Raw genomic sequence first — 17,701 nt, forward strand, 5'->3', positions numbered from 1 at the left:
CGGCTGCGGCCTGCGGGCTTCAGTTGGCGAGTTGCGGTGCCTCACGAGTGGCTGCGGGACACTTCCGACTCGTGCTGCGGCGTCTGGTCCTGTCGGGGAAGCAGGAGCGGGGTGGTCAGGATGAGCAGTCCTGCGACCGTGAGAGCGGTGCGTGGGCTGGTGACGTCGGCGAGCAGTCCGGCGAGCGCGGTGAGGATGGCGATGGACGCCTGCTGCCCAATCGACCAGGCCGACAGGGTGCGGGCGACGAGATGCTTGGGGGTGTGTTCGAGCCGGTAGGTGGCGAGCACCGGGCTGTACAGGCTCATATTGATGATGATTGCCAGCTCGACGGCCATCACGGTGACGAGGCCGACGACGCCGGGACTGACAAAGGCGAGGCCGATCAGCCAGATGGCGCGCAGGGTGCCAATGGTCCGGAAAACCCAGTGCCGGCCGAAGCGGGCCACGACACGGCGGGCCAGCCGCGAGCCGATGAGTCCGCCGAGGCAGGGGGCGGCGAAGGCGAGGGCGTACTGCCAGGGCGGGAACCCGAGCTGGCGAAGCAGAAGCACGGCCAGCAGCGGCTCGGTGGCCATGATCAGACCGGCGACGAGCATTTGGTTGAGGTAGAGCGACCGCAGACCGGGGTGGCCCATGATGTGTCGCCAGCCGTCGAGTAATGCACCCGCCCGGACCGGGCTCTTGTCGGCCGTTCGCGGCGCTTCTTCCTGGCCGCGGATCGCGGTGATGCACAGCGCTGAGAGCAGGTAGCTGAGCGCGTCGGCCACCACGGTGGTGACCGGCCCGAACAGGCCGATCGCCGCCCCGCCGAGCGGTGGTCCCACCGCGATAGAGCTCCAGTTCGTGGACTCGAACCGCGCGTTGGCGACGAGCAGGTCATCCGATCGGACGAGGGCCTTGAGGTAGGCGCCGCTGGCCGCGTTGAACGCGATCTTGGCTGCGGCGACCACGGCCGAGATCACAAGCAGCTGGACGAAACTGAGCCGACCGAAGGCGTAGGCGACCGGGATCGTCGCCATGGCCGCAAACCGGGCCAGGTCCATCATGATCATGACCGGGCGCTTGCGCCGGAATTCAACCCACGGCGCAAGTGGCACCGCGATCAGCGCGCCCACCGCAGGGCCGACCGCGGACAGCGCGGACACCTCGGCCGGTCCGGCATGCAACACCAGCACGGCGATCAGCGGCAACGCCCCGAATCCCAGCCCGGACCCATACACGCTCACCGCATATGCCGACCACAGCCAGCCGAACTGCCGGCCCAACGGTCTCCTGCCCACCATGCTCAGCGCGCTCCCCTTGAAGTCCCACCCAAACAAACTGACGTTGACCGAGGAGAGCTAAGTGGGCAGGACAGCAGCAGGTCAAACAACTGATCTGCCTGTGATTCACAACCGTTGGTTGTTCACTAATGTGGTCGGCGTGGATCTCGAAGCAGTACGTACCTTCGTCGCCGTCGCGGAAGCGGGCCAGTTCCAGAAAGCCGCTGTCGACCTGTCGATCACCCAGCAGGCGGTGTCCAAACGCATCGCCACGCTGGAGCGCGCCCTCGGCGTGCGGTTGTTCACCCGTGCCCCACGCGGCGCTGAGCTCACCATCGATGGGCAGGCATTCCTGCCCCACGCGCGCGAGCTGCTGCGCGTCGCCGAGCGTGCGGGCGCGTCCGTGCGCACAGGCCACCGTCCGCTGCGCGTCGACGTGATCGCCTCGCGCAGCGCGCAGTCGGGCCTGATGCGCGACTTCCACCGCGCACACCCCGACATCGAACTCGACGTGATGATGCTGTTCGACGTCGAGACGGCCGTCACCGCCATCCGGTCCGGTGCGATCGACGCGTCCTTCCGCGCCGTCGCAGTGCCCGGAAGCCCCCTTCCCGAGGACATCGAGTCCGTCCGGGTGCTCGACGAGCCGCTCCAGCTCCTCACCGGCCCCGCCCACGCGCTGGCGGGCGCCCGCTCGGTGACCGTCGCCCAGCTCACCGGACACCGGATCTGGATGCCCGGCATCGCCCCCGGTACCGAGTGGGCCGCCTACTACGACGACCTCGTCGCCGAGTTCGGCCTCACCATCGAGGCGACCGGCCCCAACTTCGGCTCCGACGCACTCCTCGACACCATCGCCGACACCTCGGCCCTGGCCACCTTCATGGGCGAACACACCCGCCTCATCTGGCCCACGGGCCACGGTCTGCGCCGCATCCCGGTGACCGACCCGACGCCCGTCTACCCGCACTCGCTCCTCTGGCACCGCGACAACCCTCACCCAGCGCTGGCCACCCTCCGAACCCACCTTGCCGCCACGGCGGCCGGCCACGACGCCGCCGGGACCTGGGCACCAGGCTGGGTGATTCCGCGCTGAACGGCCCCCGCCCGCGCAGCCGGCCCTACCCGGCGCAGGCGGTCAACGGCGGGCGTCGCCGGGGGCGAGCAGGCTGGTCAGCTCGGCGATCGCCTCGGGGGACGGCTTGAAGTAGCGGCGGACGTTCTCCGGCTTCTTGTGCCGGGACTTCGCCATCAGCATCAACAGCGAGGCACCCTGTTCGCCGAGATGGGTCAGGGCGGAGTGGCGGTACTCGTGCAGGTCCCAGCCCGTACCCGGCCCGCGCACGGCAGTGTGCTCGTCGAGCAGGGCGCGGGCCTGCCCGTACGACAGCCTGGCCAGCCCAGTGGTCGGGCACACGTCTCGCGGGCTGACGACCTTGCCCGGCCCCGGGCGGCGATGGGTGACGAACACCGGCCCGCGGGATCGGCCCTTGAGCAGCCGGGGCAGCAGCCGGGCGGTGCCGGCATCCCAGTACACGGGCTCCAGCACGTAGTCCTCACGCGACTGGCCCCGGCGGCGGGCCTTGGTCCGGGCGCCCTTCGCCTTGACCAGACAACGACGCCCGGCGAAGTCCAGCTCCTCAATATTGACGCCCAAAATCTCCTCGGACCGACCCGCGGTCTCGTAGAGCATCCGCCACAGTGTCTTCTCCCGCAGGTGCACCTCGCGCCGCGCGATCAGCCGGTCGACCGCCATCTTCGAGCGGGCCGGGGTCTCGGAGTCCGGCACCGTCAGCCGCTTCGCCCAAGTCGGGACCATCGGTCCCTCGTAGCCGCGCTCACGGCACCAGCCGAGCCAGGACAGCACCCCCGCCCGGCGAGAGTTCCAGGTGTTGACCGCCGCGGTGCCCCAGAGCAGTTCCAGGGCCTCACCGATCTCGTCGTCCGCGAGCGACGCCAGTGGCCGGCCCTCGCCGAGCCGTTCAGCGGTCTTGCCAACCCCGATCCCGTAGTTCCGGACCGTGTTCGGGTTGCCGAGCGAGTCGAGAAACACGTCCGCCGCCGCGCGGACGGTCAACGCCTTCCCGGCCGACAGCTGTACGACGGTGGGCACGCTATCCTCCTTGCCGCGGATAACAGGTCCGCTTCATGTAGCGGCCGGAGAACGTCACCGCAGGTGACGGATCAAGCTACCGCAGATATTGGGGTGTTATCTGTGGGACAACTTGAGGCGGCTCCCTGAGCCGGCGCCCCGTCAGCAGCCCACCAGGACCGACGGCGGCTTAGCGCCAGTTTTCGTTCCGATGTTCCTCCCGACGCCAATTGCATCGGATGCGAATAGGCGACACCCATCCCGGATGTTGGTCTGGGACCGTCTGGAAGCGGTCCCACCAGGGACGCTGACCTCGGAACCACGGTAGCGGCCTCCTCGGCGGACATCTGTAGGTCTCACTCCATCGAGCGATTGAACTGCGAAGACGCCCCCGAGTCGCATCTGATGCGAAATTCTCGCGTCAGATGCGATAGACGGAGAGTGATGACGGATGGGTAGGGACGGTCTCATTCCAGGGTCTGCTCGGCTGCACCTGATCGACGGTCTGCCGTTGCTGCGGCCGGACGAGCAAGTCTTCGAGGCGATGATCAAGGGCTGGCGCAACCAGCAGCTCGCCCGGAATCTCTCACTGGGGTACGTCAATGACCAGGAACGTACGGTCCGGGCGTTCACCCGGCATGCCGATGCGATGCCCTGGCAGTGGACCCCGCAGCACGTCGACGAATGGTCAGTCGATCTGCGAGCCGTGCACGGCTGCGTCCGTTCCACCCTGCGCAACTACCAGGGCTCAGTACGGCAGTTCTGCGAATTCCTGACCAACCCAGCCTACGGCTGGAGCGACGAGTGCCTGCGGCACTTCGGTACTCACCCAGTCCAGGTGGTCTACGACTGGAACGCCGCGACGCACGCCGACGAAGCCGAGGGCGAGCCAGAACGACGGGCCTTCACCAAGCCTGAGCTGGAGACATTCTTCGATCATGCCGACGAGGAAGTCTTGCGCGTTCGCGGCAAGGGCCGCAAGGGCTGGCTGCCGGCCTTCCGGGATGCCGCCTTGTTCAAGGTCGCGTACGCCTACGGCCTGCGACGCAACGAGACCCGAATGCTGGATCTCACCGACTTCGGACGCAACCCGGAGGGCCGGGAGTTCGGTGAGTACGGCACGCTGCTGGTCCGCTACGGCAAGGCCAAGAAGGGGTCGCCGCCCAAGCGCCGCAGCGTGCTGACCGTCTGGCACTGGACGCCCGGCACGATCGAGGAATGGATCAGCGAGGTGCGGCCTGGGATGCGGCATTCGACCGGCCGGGCCCTGTGGCCATCCGAGCGAGGCCCGCGGGTCGGTCTTCAACGCCTGGACTCCCGCTTCGCCAGCTACCGGGACGCCGTCGGCCTGGACCCTGCGCTGGAGTTCCACTCGCTGCGCAGGTCCTACATCACCCACCTGATCGAGGACGGCCACGACCCGCTGTTCGTCCAGCAGCAGGTCGGTCACGACCACGCTTCCACCACCGCGATCTACACCTGCGTCTCCTCCGACTTCCGCACCCGCTCCCTGCGGCGTGTCCTGGACTCCACCATCGAGGCCGCTCTGCGGCCGGGAAGGACCTCCTGATGCCACGCCAGATCACCTACCGATGGCGCCTGCGCGAGCTGATGGCCGCCCGCGGCATGTTCACCGTCGCCGAGCTCATGCCACACCTGACTGAACGCGGCATCACACTGTCCTCCTCCCAGGTCCACCGCCTGGTCTCTGGCACCCCGGAACGACTCTCCCTGCCCGTGCTGGCCACCCTCTGCGACATCCTCGACTGCACGCCCACCGACCTGATCACCACCTCAGCCCAGAACCTCCCGTCGCGCCGCGCGGCTGGCGAAGAGGCGCCGATCAATCTCGCTGCCCGACGGCCCACCCGGGTCCGGCTGACGCCCGAGGGGTGAGCGGTGACGCCGGAAGAGTACGAGCGGTGGATGATCCGAGACTGCGCACGCTGCGGCCGCCGGGCCTCGAAGTCCGCCGAGTGGTCGGACGGTCCGATCTGCCGGACCTGTTACGAACGCGCGATGCGCGTCCGCGGCAGCTGCCCCCGTTGCGGCACCGACCGGCTGCTGCCCGGCCGGGACACCGACGGCACACCGATCTGCCGCGACTGCGCCAGCATCGCCCGGGACTTCTTCTGCGACCGCTGCGGCTTCGAGGGGCTCCTGCTCGGCGGACGTCTCTGCGAACGCTGCACCCTCTCCGACACGCTCAGCCGTCTCCTCGACGACGGCACTGGCCACGTCGCCCCTCCGCTGCAACCGCTGGTCACCATCCTGCTGGAGATGGACCAGCCCAAGAGCCGCCTGATCTGGCTCCGCAACCCCAACGTCGTCCGTCTCCTCGACGGCTTGGCCGCCGGCGCCATCCCGCTCACCCACGATGGGCTGCACCAGGAAACACCCTGGCGAACCGTCGCTCACCTGCGTGACCTGCTGATGGACAGCGGCGTCCTGCCACGCGTCGACCGACAGCTCACGCTCTACCAGCGCTGGCTGACCGAACGGCTCGGCGTCATCGAGGATCCTGAACACTGTCGGCTTCTTCAGCATTTCGCCACCTGGCACCAGATGCGGCGCCTGCGGAGCAAGGCCGAGAAGGGGCCTCTGGGACGTTCCCAGACCGGCCAGGCGAAACAGGAGATCACTCAGGCCGGCACCTTCCTCTCCTGGCTCGCCGACCGAGGCCGCACCCTCGAACACTGCCAGCAGGCGGACGTCGACGCCTGGCACACGGAGAAGCTAGCCACCCGGCGCCCGGCCCAGACGTTCCTGCGCTGGTGCATGAAGACGAGCCGGATGCCTCGCCTTACCCTGCCACCCCAAGTCATCAACCAGGACCAAGCGCCGCTGCACCAGCACCGCCGACTCGCCATTCTCCGGCGGACCCTCAACGACGACTCCCTGCCCCTGCGGGCCCGGATCGCGGCCGCGCTCGTTCTCCTCTACGCGCAACCCGTCACCCGCATCGTCCGCCTCACCGTCGACGACGTCATCGACGACGGGGCCACCCTCACCGTCCGGCTGGGGGACCCGCCGTCCCCGCTTCCGGGACCCGTCGCTGACCTCATGCGGGCATACGTCAGTCCCGCCAGCACCTGCCCTACGCCAGCAGTAGGAGCTCACAGTGGCTCTTCCCCGGCCGGCAGCCCGGACAGCCCATGAATCCGGTCAGCCTCCAAGCCCACCTGCGAAAGATCGGCGTCCCGCCACAGCGCGGCAGGACCTCCGCGATCCGCCAACTCGTCCTCCAAGCCCCAGCCCCCGTCATCGCGAAGGCGCTCGGCTACCACGACAAGACAGCCACCCGCCTGGTCACCGAGGCCGGCGGAACCTGGAACCGGTATGCCCCGGGTGACCACAGGCGCTGACCCGGCCGAACCTTGGTCCTGAGAGCAGAAGGAGGGTTCAATCGCCGGATGGCTGAGACTGACATTGACCTGGGAGTCGTGACGGCGCCGTCGGGAGTCCTCGTATTGGGGATGGCGTCGTGGATCGACTACTGGCCGCAGCTGGGCCGACCGCTATCCGAGCGCGCAAGGGCCGCGGCATCGATCGGCGGCGGACACGTCCACGACTGGATGTGTGAGATGGTCGCGGTTCGCGCCGCCGATGACAGGCCGTTGATGGTGCGGGCCGGCACGGCGGCGTCGCCCTTCGACGGAGGACCAGCCATCGCAGTCCTTGAGATCGATCTCGGTCTGCCATGGGCCGGCACCGCCGGGGACGAGCCGATCATCCTCGGCGACCTACCGGTCGACCGTTGCGGCATGGTGCTCGGTGACGCGCTTGCCCTGGACTCCTGGACCGGAGACGGCCATCCATCAACCGACGGCCTTGCCGACGTCGCCTACTGGGGAGGCTACGCGGAGGCCGCCCATCTTCAGTTCGGCGGAGACCTGATCTTGCGACACGGCGGTCAAGTGCGAGGGTGGCTCGACCTCCCGCTAGATGACGCCAAGAAGCTCGGCGACGCCCTCAACGACTGGAAAGGCGACGAACAGGGCCGGGGCGTCATGGTGGCAGTCGATGAGCACACCGACTTCCACCGCTTCAACCGCGCGAGTTGGACCCACCCGCTTCAGATCGGCGCCATCGAGGTCGCTGACTGCTCCGTTCTGGGGATCAACTGGGACAGCGGCGACCACTCGATGCGACATCGCGGCGAACGCCGCTTCGGACAGGTCTATCCCGTGACTCTTCAGCCTGGCCCCACGGGCCAGACAACGATGCGCTGGACGATCCCGCCCTACGAGCCCGGTCACCACGGCGCAGAGTGATCAGTAGGCACCACCGACTACTCAGGGTGGTCAAGCTGGAAACCGTCAGAGAATATGCGACACCTCAACATGCGGGCTTACCAGTCTCAACCCCCGAGTTCCGGCGGCATCGTCGGTGGGGACCGGCCGGCCCCCGGGCCGCGTGCACCGTCGGCGGGGCGGGTGGCCAGGGCGGCGCACCCGGTGCCGGCTCACCGCGCGGCGGCGTCGAGCGTTGGCGGGGCGGGCGGCACGGCGCGCGGTGGTGACCGCGCGTCCTCGGCGTTGGCGCAGGAGTTGGTGCCGCCGATGACGCCCGCGCCGGGCCCGTACGGACGGCCCTCGGTGGGAGCGCTCTCAGGCGGCCGGGCCAGGAGTTATCCTGAGCGGCGTCAGGGCTCGCAGCCGACGGAGCAGACACAAGGAGCGCCCGCCTTGCCCGAGCAGACCGCAGGGTCCCGTCCCACGCTGGAAGCCGTCGCCGCGCGCGCCGGGGTCTCACGGGCCACGGCCTCCCGGGTCGTCAACGGCGGTGCCGGAGTGCGGGCTCCCCTGGTCGACAAGGTGCGCCAGGCGGTCGAGGAGCTGGGCTACGTGCCCAACCACGCGGCCCGCACCCTGGTCACCCGGCGCAACGGCGCGGTGGCCGTGATCATCGCGGAGCCGGAGTTCCGGATCTTCTCCGACCCGTTCTTCGAGCAGCAGGTGCGCGGGATCAGCCGCGAGCTGACCGCGCACGACTCGCAGCTCGTGCTGCTGTGGGTGGAGGGCCCCGGCGATCACGACCGCATCGCCCGCTACCTCGGCGGCGGCCACGTCGACGGCGCGCTCGCGTTCTCGCTGCACAACGACGACGAGCTGCCCGCCGTGATCGGCCGCGCCCAGATCCCCACCGTCTTCGGCGGCCGGCCCGTCACCGGCTCCTCTCCCGACGTGCCGTACGTCGACTGCGACAACCGGGGCGGGGCGCGCGAGGCCGTGCGCCATCTCGTCTCGCTCGGGCGCACGTCCATCGCCCACATCGCGGGCCCCCGCGACCAGACCTCCGCGCTCGACCGCGTCGACGGGTACCGCGACGTGCTGGTCGACGCCGATCCCGGCCTGATCCGCCAGGGCGACTTCACCGAGGAGAGCGGGGCCCGCGCGATGGCCGAGCTGCTGGACAGCCGTCCGGACGTGGACGGCGTGTTCGTCGCCAACGACCTGATGGCGTCGGGCGCCCTGCGGACGCTGCGCGAGCGGGGGGTGCGGGTGCCCGAGGACGTGGCGGTCGTCGGCTTCGACGACATGGAGTCCGTCGTCGCGACGACCCGGCCGGCGCTGACCACCGTGCGCCAGGACATCGAGGGCATGGGCCGGCTGATGGTCCGGCTCCTGATGCGGCTGCTGAACGAGAGCGGGAGCGACACCCCCGCGTCCGTCATCACGCCGACCACACTGGTGCGGCGGGCGTCGGCCTGATCGCCGGCGCCCGCCGCCTCTCGTGCGGTCCGTCAGCCGTAGGGGATCACCAGCACGGAGGTGTCCGTCCCGGTCCGGAGCCTGGACGTGCCGTTGCCGATCGCGCTCCACACCTCCAGCCGTACGGTGCCGCCGGCGAGGTTGCCGAGCGTGCCCGTCGCCGACTTGAGCCCGCGCGACTGCGCGTACTCCTCCCAGCCCGTGAGGGGGTCGGTGGCGAAGTAGTGGTACGTCTCGGTCCGCTCGAAGGTGCCGTCGCCGGTGAGGTCGTAACTGACACGGGCCTGCTGCCCGAGGCCCACCGTGGTGCCCGCGTCCACCGGGAGCCGGAAGGCGGTCGAGGCGCCGGGCCTGAGCGTGCCGGTCACGCCGCGGACCTCGTAGACCAGCGGCCGGTACGGGGTGCCGTCGTGGTTGGCGCCGTCCGCGGACGCGATCGTGTCGCTGCCCGGCGTGCCGCCGGTCGCCGTCGTCAGGGTGCCTCCGCTGCGCAGCTGGAACGTGTTGCCCGTGGGCGGCTGGGGATCCGGGTCGCCGCCGCTCCCGGTGCCGGTCGCGGTCGACCGGGCCGGTACGGACAGGGTTTTGCCGTCGGAGAACGTCACGGTGCGGGCCGTCGCGCCGTGGTTGTGCGCCGCGTACGTCCGTACCGTGCCCTTGGTGAAGACGGCCGATGTCGGGATGTCGCCGGTCACGGTGGCGTCCGGGGCGCCGAGTGTGTCCAGCGTGCTGATCCAGTGGTACGTGTGGGCCTTGGACTCGCCCTGCTCGGGGGTGTAGCCGGCGTGACCCGCGTCCCACTTCGACCGGGCGGCCGCCGGGTCGGCGAGCGACTGGAACTCCCAGAGGATGTCGCGCCATTCGACGGCCGGGCCGCCGTTCTCCCGTTCCATCTCGGCGATGTTGCGCCGGATGGCCGCCTTCTCGCCGCCCAGGTGCAGTGAACCGCCGGTCACGGGCAGCACGTTGATGCCGTGGATCTCCTCGGGGTTCGCGGTCCACCAGGTGGCGTACGCGGCGCCGCTGCCCCACACCATGCCGGCCGTGTCATGGCCGAACGAGGCGGGGAAGACCTGCTCGTCGGCGTCGAACCAGTACTGCGCGATCGACTCCGCCTCCGTCGTCAGCAGGTACGTGCCGAGGTCGCGCAGCGCGGTGTCGCCGGTCGCCGAGCCCCACAGGACCAGTGCGGCGCTGAGGTTGGTGGACTCCGACGACGACTCCTGGTTGTTGCCCGCGGCGAAGCCCTGGTGGCCGGACGCCCAGCTGTGCCCGGCGTACACGTCGAAGCCGCGCAGGAAGGGGAAGGCGGTGTCGGTGCGGCTGGGGTTGGCGGTGTCGCGGACCAGGGTCTTCACCATGCCGCCCCACGCGGAGTCGGCGGCCCAACCCTGGTCGTACTGGGCGACGACGGCCGCCGCGTAGACGTAGTAGCCGTAGTGGAAGTGGTGGTCGTTGAGCTCGGTGTCGCTGCCGTAGGAGGCCGGGTAGCCGGTCAGCGTCCGCCAGTTCCTGTCGTACGAGAACTCCGACGCGCCGCCCGTGGTGAACCACTCCTGGAGCCTGCCCTTGATCAGGCCGATGAGCCGGTCTCGGACGGCGCTCTCGCCGATCTGGTCGGCGACCGGCACGAGCTGGGCGAGACGGCCGAGCGCCTTGCCGGTCCAGTACGTGTCGGTGGCCCCGGAGAACGGGTCGGAGGCGTTCACGACCTCGTTCAGGTATCCGCGCAGGCGTGCCGCGTCCACACCGTTGGACTTCGGCAGGGCGGGCAGCACCCCGGACGCCTTCTGGGAGGTGGTGAACGACGCGCCCTCGCGGACCTTCATGGCGCCGCGCGGCGAGACGTACGTGTACGGGGTGAGCGGGTCGGTGGTGTGGAGCCACTGGTGGCGGTACAGGGCCTGGAGCGTGCCGCGTTCGCTGCCCTCCCTGGCCTCGGTGGTGAGCGTGTACGTGGCTCGCACCGTGCCGCCTGTGTAGCTCCAGGCGACCTTCGATCCGGTGACGAAGCTGTAGGCGTACTTCTTGTACGTCGCGAGGGCGTCGGTGGAGGGCAGGACCGCGAGGGAGAAGTAGTCCTTGCCGCCGAGGCCCGCGCTGATCGTGGACCCGGAGACGTTCCAGTCGCTGCCGGTGGGCGCGAACAGGGCGTAGTGGTGGCCGGCGACGGTGATGCCGAGGACGTTGCCCTGGTCTGCGAAGACGGTGGGGGCGGCGGCCGTGGTGATCTGCGCGTTCGCGCCGGTGCCCTTGGCGTACACGAAGGGCAGGCCGTGCCCGATGGTGGTGCGCAGCGTGCGGGCGCCGTCGGACCAGTAGGGGGCCACGGTCCAGTCGGACCAGTCGTCGGCCTTGGTGTCGGGCGAGTTGAGCCCGGCGAGGCCGATGGTCAGGTCCCGCTTGTGGGCGAACTCGTACTGGCGGCCGTCGCCGACGATCGCGGGGGTGGTGGGGTAGCCGACGTCGAGGCCGCCGGCGGTGGCCTGGTAGGTGAGCGGGTGGCCGTACATGGGAGTGGAGTACGGGTTGTCGCCGTAGCGCTGGAAGGCGAGGGAGGACCACCAGTCGTTGGTGGGCACCGGCCGGGCCGAGGCCGCGGCGGTGACCTTGGGGGTGACCGGTGTGCCGGTGTTGGTGGTGGGGCCGGACGTGCCGGCGGGGCGGGTGTCGGAGTAACTGCCGGAGCCTACGGGGACGGTGGCGGCGGCCGCGGGTGCGGCGGCGGGGCCGAGTCCGACGGCGGCCAGGGTGGTGGCCAGGACCAGCGCGGCAGCTGGTCCGGTGCGGGGGGCTGGCATGGACGGCACCTCACGTCATCATGGATTGGGGGGCCGAGAGCGCTCTCAGATGGCCGAAACGTAAAACTCCTGAAACGCACGTGTCAATAGATGAGACACAGACGGGACTTGGGTCCGAGTCCAAGCCGTTACGCCTTCGACTATTGACGGGGCGAGTGCGGAGCGGGCACGCTCCAGTCGCAGATCTGAGAGCGCTCTCACGCAGTACCGGCCACCCACGCTCTCGCTCCACCCCGAAGCCAAGGGAGGCTTCCCATGCCCATAGCCCGAGCCGCCAAGAGGGCCGCCGTCCGACTGGGTGCGGTCGCGCTCGCCGGGGCACTGCTCGCCGCCTGCGGAGGTTCGTCCGACGGCGCCGCCGACAGCGCGGGCGGAAAGGTCACGCTCACCGTCGACCTGTTCGGATCCTTCGGCTACAAGGAGGCCGGGCTCTACGCCGAGTACGAGAAGCTCCACCCGGACGTCACGATCAAGCAGACGGACACAGAGGACGAGGCCGACTACTGGAAGTCGCTCCAGACCCGGCTGGCCGGCGGCGGCGGTCTCGCCGACGTCCAGGGCATCGAGGTGGGGCGGATCGCGTCGGTCACCCAGCAGCAGGCCGATAAGTTCGAGGACCTGAGGAGGCATGGCGCGGACAAGCTCGAGGACCGGTTCGCCGAGGCCAAGTGGGCGGCCGCGACCGGCAAGGACGGCCAGGTGCTGGGGCTCGGCACGGACGTCGGGCCCGAGGCCATGTGCTACCGCACCGACCTGTTCGCCGAGGCCGGACTGCCCACGGACCGCGAGGAGCTCGCGAAGAAGTGGTCGACCTGGGAGGGCTACCTGGAGCTGGGCCGGCAGTACAAGGAGAAGGCGCCGGCCAAGAGCGCCTGGCTGGACAGTGTCGGCAGCCTGTTCTCCATCATGATCGGCCAGGAGAAGGAGCGTTACTACGACGCCTCCGGGAAGCTGATCTGGGAGACCAACCCCGCCCTCAAGGCCGCCTGGGACACCTCCGTCGAGGCAGCGCAGGACGGACTGAGCGCCGAGCTCGACCAGTGGTCCCCGCAGTGGAACCAGGCCTTCGCCGCCGGTTCCTTCGCGACCATCCCGTGCCCCGCCTGGATGCTCGGCTACATCAAGGGCCAGGCCGGTGACGGTGGCAAGGGCAAGTGGGACATCGCGAAGCTGCCCGGCGGCGCCGGCAACTGGGGCGGCTCCTACCTGTCGATCCCGCGCGCCGCGAAGCACAAGAAGGAGGCGTACGAGCTGATCGAGTGGCTCACCGCCCCCGAGCAGCAGGCCAAGCTCTTCCGCAAGCAGGGCAACTTCCCCTCGGCGACGGGCGCCATCGACCGGGTCGCCGACGCGAAGGACCCCTACTTCTCGGACGCCCCCATCGGGCGGATCTTCGGTGACGCGGCGAAGGCCGCACCGGTCCAGGTGCTCGGAGTCCACGACCAGAACGTGAACCAGCAGATCACCAACGCGTTGAGCGAGGTCGAGCGCAAGGGCACCTCACCCGACAAGGCGTGGTCGAACGCGAAGAAGGGCGTCGACAACACCATCGGCTGACACTCGCGACCTCCGGGCCCGGTCCCTGACCTCCCCCGCCCCCGACCGGGCCCGGACACCCCTTGGGCCCCGCCCCGTACCGACTCCCTCCGAAGGGCCGCACCGTGACCCTCACCGCTCCCGCGAAACCGTATGCGCCGCCCAGGCCGCCGGCCGTGCGGCGCGCCTGGCGCAAGGTCTCGCCGTACGCCTGCATCGCCCCGTTCTTCACGCTCTTCGCCGCCTTCGGCCTCTTCCCGCTCCTCTACACGGCGTTCGTGTCGCTCTACCGGGTGGAGCTCCAGACGCCCGGCGAGATGGAGTGGCGCGGGCTCGGCAACTACACCGCGCTGCTGGGCGACGAGTTCTTCTGGACCTCGCTGCGCAACACGTTCACCATCGGGGTGCTGTCCACGGTGCCGCAGCTGGTGATGGCCCTGGGCCTGGCGCACCTGCTCAACTACCGCCTGCGCGGAAGGACGTTCCTGCGCACGGCGATGCTCCTGCCGTACGCCACCTCGGTGGCCGCGGCCACGCTCGTCTTCGCCCAGCTCTTCGGCCGCGACTTCGGCCTCGTCAACTACGTCCTGGGGCTCCTCGGCATCTCCCCCGTCGACTGGCAGACCGGGACGCTCGCCTCGCAGATCGCCGTCTCCACCATCGTCGTCTGGCGCTGGACGGGCTACAACGCGCTGATCTACCTCGCGGGCATGCAGTCCATCCCGGGCGAGCTGTACGAGGCGGCCGAGATGGACGGGGCGTCGCGCTGGCGGCAGTTCTTCCACGTGACGCTGCCGGGCCTGCGGCCCACGATCGTCTTCACCGTCATCGTCTCCACCATCGGCGCCACCCAGCTCTTCGGCGAGCCGCTGCTGTTCGAGGGCTCCATCTCCGGCGGCATCTCGCACCAGTACCAGACGCTCGGCCTGTACATGTACGAGCAGGGCTGGGGCTTCTTCCACCTGGGCCGGGCCGCCGCCATCGCCTGGGTGATGTTCCTGCTGATCCTGGTGCTGGTCGGGGTCAACGCCCTCATCGCGCGCCGCCGTTCCCGCAAGGAGGCAGGCCGATGACCGCGCTCGCCGAGCCGCCGGTGAAACAGCCGGTCACCACGACGCCCAGGGAGCGGAAGCGCCGGCGGGGCCGGTCCGGCGCCGGCCGCACGATGCACGGCGGGAAGCTCGCCCACGCGATCCTGATCCTCGCGGTCCTCGTCTCCGCCTTCCCGTTCTACTGGACCATCGTCGCGGCCAGCCGGTCCAACGCCGACCTGGCCAAGGTGCCCCCGACGCTGCTGCCCGGCTCCCGCCTGATCCACAACTTCGAGGCGGTGATGGAGGAGGCCGACATCGGCAAGGCGCTGATCAACTCCTTCGTCGTGTCCTCCTCGATCACCGTCGGCACGGTCCTGTGCTGCACGCTCGCCGGGTTCGCCTTCGCCAAACTGCGCTTCCGGGGCCGGGGGGCGCTGCTCGCCGTCACGGTCGGCACGATGATGATCCCGCCGCAGCTCGGCGTCATCCCGCTGTTCATGCTGATCGCCGAACTCCAGTGGGTGAACCAGCTCCAGGCCGTGATCCTGCCCGGACTCGTCTCCGCCTTCGGGGTGTTCTTCATGCGGCAGTTCCTGGTCCAGTCCCTGCCGGACGAGCTGATCGAGGCCGCTCGGGTGGACGGGGCCTCCACGGCCAGGATCTTCTGGTCGATCGTGGTGCCCGTCGCCCGGCCGGGAATGGCCGTGCTGGGCATGCTGACCTTCATGGCCGCCTGGAACGACTTCTTCTGGCCGATCGTCGCCCTCTCCTCGCAGGAGCCGACCGTCCAGGTCGCGCTGCGCCAGCTCGGCGGCGGCTATGTCCACGACCAGTCCGTGATCATGGCGGGCACCCTGCTCGGCACGCTGCCGGTGCTGCTGGTCTTCGGGCTCCTGGGCCGGCAGATCGTCGGCGGCATCATGCAGGGCGCGGTCAAGGGCTGACCTCGCGACATCCCTCTCGTACGACGTCTCACTCCTGGGAGTTCCATCCTCATGACCGCGCTCGACGCACGCCCCGAAACAACGGCGACGCTCCGGTTCCCGGCGGGCTTCCGCTGGGGCACCGCCACAGCGGCGTACCAGATCGAGGGTGCGGCAGCCGAGGACGGGCGCACCCCGTCCATCTGGGACACGTTCAGCCGCATCCCGGGCAAGGTCCGCAACGGCGACACCGGCGACATCGCCGCCGACCACTACCACCGCGTGAGCGAGGACATCGCGCTCATGAAACGGCTCGGCGTCACGGACTACCGCTTCTCGATCGCCTGGCCGCGGGTGCAGCCCACCGGCCGCGGGCCGGCCGTGCAGAAGGGGCTGGACTTCTACCGCGGGCTCGTCGACGAACTGCTCGCCTCGGGCATCCGGCCGGTGGCCACGCTCTACCACTGGGATCTGCCGCAGGAGCTCGAGGACGCCGGCGGCTGGCCGCAGCGCGAGACGGCGCAGCGTTTCGGCGAGTACGCGGGGATCGTGTCCGGGGCGCTCGGTGACCGGGTGGCGACCTGGACGACGCTCAACGAGCCGTGGTGCGCCGCCTTCCTCGGCTACGGCAACGGGGTGCACGCTCCGGGCCGCACCAGCCCGCTCGCCTCGCTGCGCGCCGCCCACCACTTCAACCTGGCGCACGGGTGGGCGGTGCGGGAGCTCCGCTCCCGGCTGCCCGCGCAGTGCGAGGTGTCGCTCACCCTCAACCTCCACGCGGTGCGGCCCCTTTCGGACTCCGCCGCGGACGCCGACGCGACGCGCCGGATCGACGCGGTCGGCAACCGGATCTTCCTCGATCCGGTTTTCCACGGCCGGCTTCCTGAGGACCTGGTCCGCGACACCGCGCCCGTCACGGACTGGTCGTTCGTGCGGGACGGGGACCTGGAGGCGGCGTCGGCGCCGATCGACTCGCTGGGCATCAACTACTACTCCCCCACCGTCGTCGCCGCCGGTTCGTCGCCGGCGCCGTCGCCGTGGGCGGGCGCCGAGGAGCACGTGCGCTTCGTGCCGGCGCCCGGCCCGCGCACCGCGATGGACTGGCCCGTGGACGCGGAGGGTCTGTACGAGCTGCTGACCCGGCTGCGCGACGACCTGCCGGGCGTGCCGCTGGTGATCACCGAGAACGGGGCCGCGTACGACGACTACGCCGACCCGTCCGGAGCCGTCAAGGACCCGGAGCGGGTGGCCTATCTGCGCGCGCACCTCGCGGCGGTGCACCGGGCGATCGAGGCCGGCGCCGACGTGCGGGGCTACTTCCTGTGGTCGCTGCTGGACAACTTCGAGTGGGCCTACGGCTACAGCAAGCGGTTCGGCATCGTGCACGTGGACTTCGCGACCCAGCGGCGCACGTTCAAGGACAGTGCGCACTGGTACGCGGACGTCATCGCGCGCGGCGGACTGAGTTCCTGAGCCGGCCGGCCCGGCGGACCTCGCGCCGGGCCCGCCGGGCGAGCGGCAAGTAGCGCAGCCGCTCGGGGAGCAGGGGCACCAGGACCCGGACGACGCGGCCGAACCGGCGCAGGGCGCGCTCCTGTTCGTCCGTCCAGTCCAGGCCGATGGCCTCGCGGGCGTCGGGCGGCATCAGCCCGACGGTCATGAAGCGGCGGAAGCGGGCGAGCGGGGGCAGCAGCACGGGCCACAGGATCCGCAGGACGAGCCGCAGGAGCAGCGGGCCCCGGTCGGGAGGCGGCACCCGCTGGTGCACGTCGACGAGTTCGCGTACGACGACGGTCGCCTCCAGCTCGTCGGCGAGCACCTTGCGGTAGTAGGGCCAGAACTCCTCGATGCTCTGCGGCATGTCCCGGTCGTGGATGCCGAGGACGCGGCCGACCTGGAGCCACTCGGCGTACAGCTGCCGCTCCTCGGCCTCGGTGAGCGGGCGCACCAGGTAGCGGGCGGCGTGCCGGTAGACGGGGAAGCCGGTGGCGTGGACCCAGGAGTAGTGGGCGGGGTCGAGGGCGTGGTAGCGGCGGCCGTGGGCGTCGGTGCCCTGGATGGTGCGGTGCAGCGCGCGCAGCCGCCGGCCCTCGGCGGCCGCTTCCTCGCCGCCGTAGATCCACAGCTGCAGCGAGCGCAGGGAGCGTTCGCCGCGGCCCCAGGGGTCGGTGCGGAAGACGGAGTGCTCGTCGACGCCCGCGCCGACGGCCGGGTGAGCGACCTGGAGCGTGAGCGCGGCGGGGAGCATCAGCAGGGCCCGGATGTCCCCGGCGAGGCTCCACAGCACTCCGCCGGGCGGGGGCGGGTCGACGGGTGCTGCGGCCCTGCTCATGAGG

Annotated in this window: 15 protein-coding genes; 11 read left to right on the forward strand and 4 right to left on the reverse strand. The window is 70.3% G+C overall.

The window, feature by feature from the left end; all coding sequences use genetic code 11:
* Positions 1–41 precede the first annotated feature (41 nt).
* A complete protein-coding gene (locus QFZ82_RS07610) occupies positions 42–1,286 on the reverse strand; it encodes an MFS transporter (protein ID WP_307712404.1) in 1,245 nt (414 codons plus the stop codon).
* 139 nt (positions 1,287–1,425) lie between these two features.
* On the opposite strand from QFZ82_RS07610, the gene QFZ82_RS07615 reads away from it, so the two are divergent.
* Positions 1,426–2,361, forward strand: a complete 936-nt coding sequence (locus QFZ82_RS07615) for a LysR family transcriptional regulator (RefSeq protein WP_307712405.1) — start codon at positions 1,426–1,428, stop codon at positions 2,359–2,361.
* 42 nt (positions 2,362–2,403) lie between these two features.
* Here the strand turns inward: QFZ82_RS07615 and QFZ82_RS07620 are convergent, their stop codons facing one another.
* Positions 2,404–3,378, reverse strand: coding sequence for a site-specific integrase (locus tag QFZ82_RS07620; protein ID WP_307712406.1), 975 nt, complete (start codon positions 3,376–3,378; stop codon positions 2,404–2,406).
* A gap of 430 nt (positions 3,379–3,808) precedes the next feature.
* Here QFZ82_RS07620 and QFZ82_RS07625 point away from each other — a divergent pair, with 430 nt between their 5' ends.
* From QFZ82_RS07625 to QFZ82_RS07650, 6 genes are all read left to right on the forward strand, one after another.
* Positions 3,809–4,927 (forward strand): site-specific integrase, encoded by a 1,119-nt coding sequence (locus QFZ82_RS07625; protein ID WP_307712407.1) that lies wholly within the window; start codon positions 3,809–3,811, stop codon positions 4,925–4,927.
* Positions 4,927–5,253, forward strand: a complete 327-nt coding sequence (locus QFZ82_RS07630) for a helix-turn-helix transcriptional regulator (protein ID WP_307712408.1) — start codon at positions 4,927–4,929, stop codon at positions 5,251–5,253. The genes QFZ82_RS07625 and QFZ82_RS07630 overlap by 1 nt, the downstream gene beginning before the upstream one ends.
* Before the next feature lie 3 nt (positions 5,254–5,256).
* The gene (locus QFZ82_RS07635) at positions 5,257–6,516 is read left to right on the forward strand and encodes a hypothetical protein (protein ID WP_307712409.1); all 1,260 of its coding nucleotides are present in this window, start codon (positions 5,257–5,259) and stop codon (positions 6,514–6,516) included.
* Complete coding sequence (locus tag QFZ82_RS07640) at positions 6,513–6,722, forward strand: hypothetical protein (protein WP_307712410.1); 210 nt, start codon at positions 6,513–6,515, stop codon at positions 6,720–6,722. The genes QFZ82_RS07635 and QFZ82_RS07640 overlap by 4 nt, the downstream gene beginning before the upstream one ends.
* A gap of 48 nt (positions 6,723–6,770) precedes the next feature.
* The gene (locus tag QFZ82_RS07645) at positions 6,771–7,631 is read left to right on the forward strand and encodes a hypothetical protein (protein ID WP_307712411.1); all 861 of its coding nucleotides are present in this window, start codon (positions 6,771–6,773) and stop codon (positions 7,629–7,631) included.
* A 414-nt stretch (positions 7,632–8,045) separates the two neighbouring features.
* Complete coding sequence (locus QFZ82_RS07650; RefSeq protein WP_307712412.1) at positions 8,046–9,071, forward strand: LacI family DNA-binding transcriptional regulator; 1,026 nt, start codon at positions 8,046–8,048, stop codon at positions 9,069–9,071.
* Between the two features lie 32 nt (positions 9,072–9,103).
* Here the strand turns inward: QFZ82_RS07650 and QFZ82_RS07655 are convergent, their stop codons facing one another.
* Positions 9,104–11,872 carry a glycosyl hydrolase gene (locus tag QFZ82_RS07655; RefSeq protein WP_307712413.1) on the reverse strand — a complete coding sequence of 923 codons (2,769 nt, stop codon included), beginning with the start codon at positions 11,870–11,872 and terminating at the stop codon, positions 9,104–9,106.
* Between the two features lie 255 nt (positions 11,873–12,127).
* Between QFZ82_RS07655 and QFZ82_RS07660 the strand changes: the two genes are divergently transcribed.
* From QFZ82_RS07660 to QFZ82_RS07675, 4 genes are all read left to right on the forward strand, one after another.
* Entirely contained in the window at positions 12,128–13,429 is a 1,302-nt protein-coding gene (locus QFZ82_RS07660; RefSeq protein WP_307712414.1) for an extracellular solute-binding protein, read from the forward strand.
* Positions 13,430–13,533: 104 nt separating this feature from the next.
* Positions 13,534–14,481 (forward strand): carbohydrate ABC transporter permease, encoded by a 948-nt coding sequence (locus tag QFZ82_RS07665; protein ID WP_307712415.1) that lies wholly within the window; start codon positions 13,534–13,536, stop codon positions 14,479–14,481.
* Entirely contained in the window at positions 14,478–15,386 is a 909-nt protein-coding gene (locus QFZ82_RS07670) for a carbohydrate ABC transporter permease (protein ID WP_307712416.1), read from the forward strand. Before QFZ82_RS07665 ends, QFZ82_RS07670 begins: the two co-directional genes overlap by 4 nt.
* A 51-nt stretch (positions 15,387–15,437) precedes the next feature.
* Entirely contained in the window at positions 15,438–16,838 is a 1,401-nt protein-coding gene (locus tag QFZ82_RS07675) for a GH1 family beta-glucosidase (protein WP_307712417.1), read from the forward strand.
* On the opposite strand, the gene QFZ82_RS07680 is transcribed toward QFZ82_RS07675, so the two are convergent.
* Positions 16,810–17,697: an oxygenase MpaB family protein gene (locus tag QFZ82_RS07680; RefSeq protein WP_307712418.1), complete on the reverse strand. Its 888-nt coding sequence runs from the start codon at positions 17,695–17,697 to the stop codon at positions 16,810–16,812. The two genes, QFZ82_RS07675 and QFZ82_RS07680, sit on opposite strands and share 29 nt — an antisense overlap.
* Positions 17,698–17,701 lie beyond the last annotated feature (4 nt).

Origin of the sequence: Streptomyces sp. V4I23 (genome assembly GCF_030817975.1) — a bacterium.
In the GTDB taxonomy this organism is placed as follows: Bacteria; Actinomycetota; Actinomycetes; order Streptomycetales; family Streptomycetaceae; genus Streptomyces.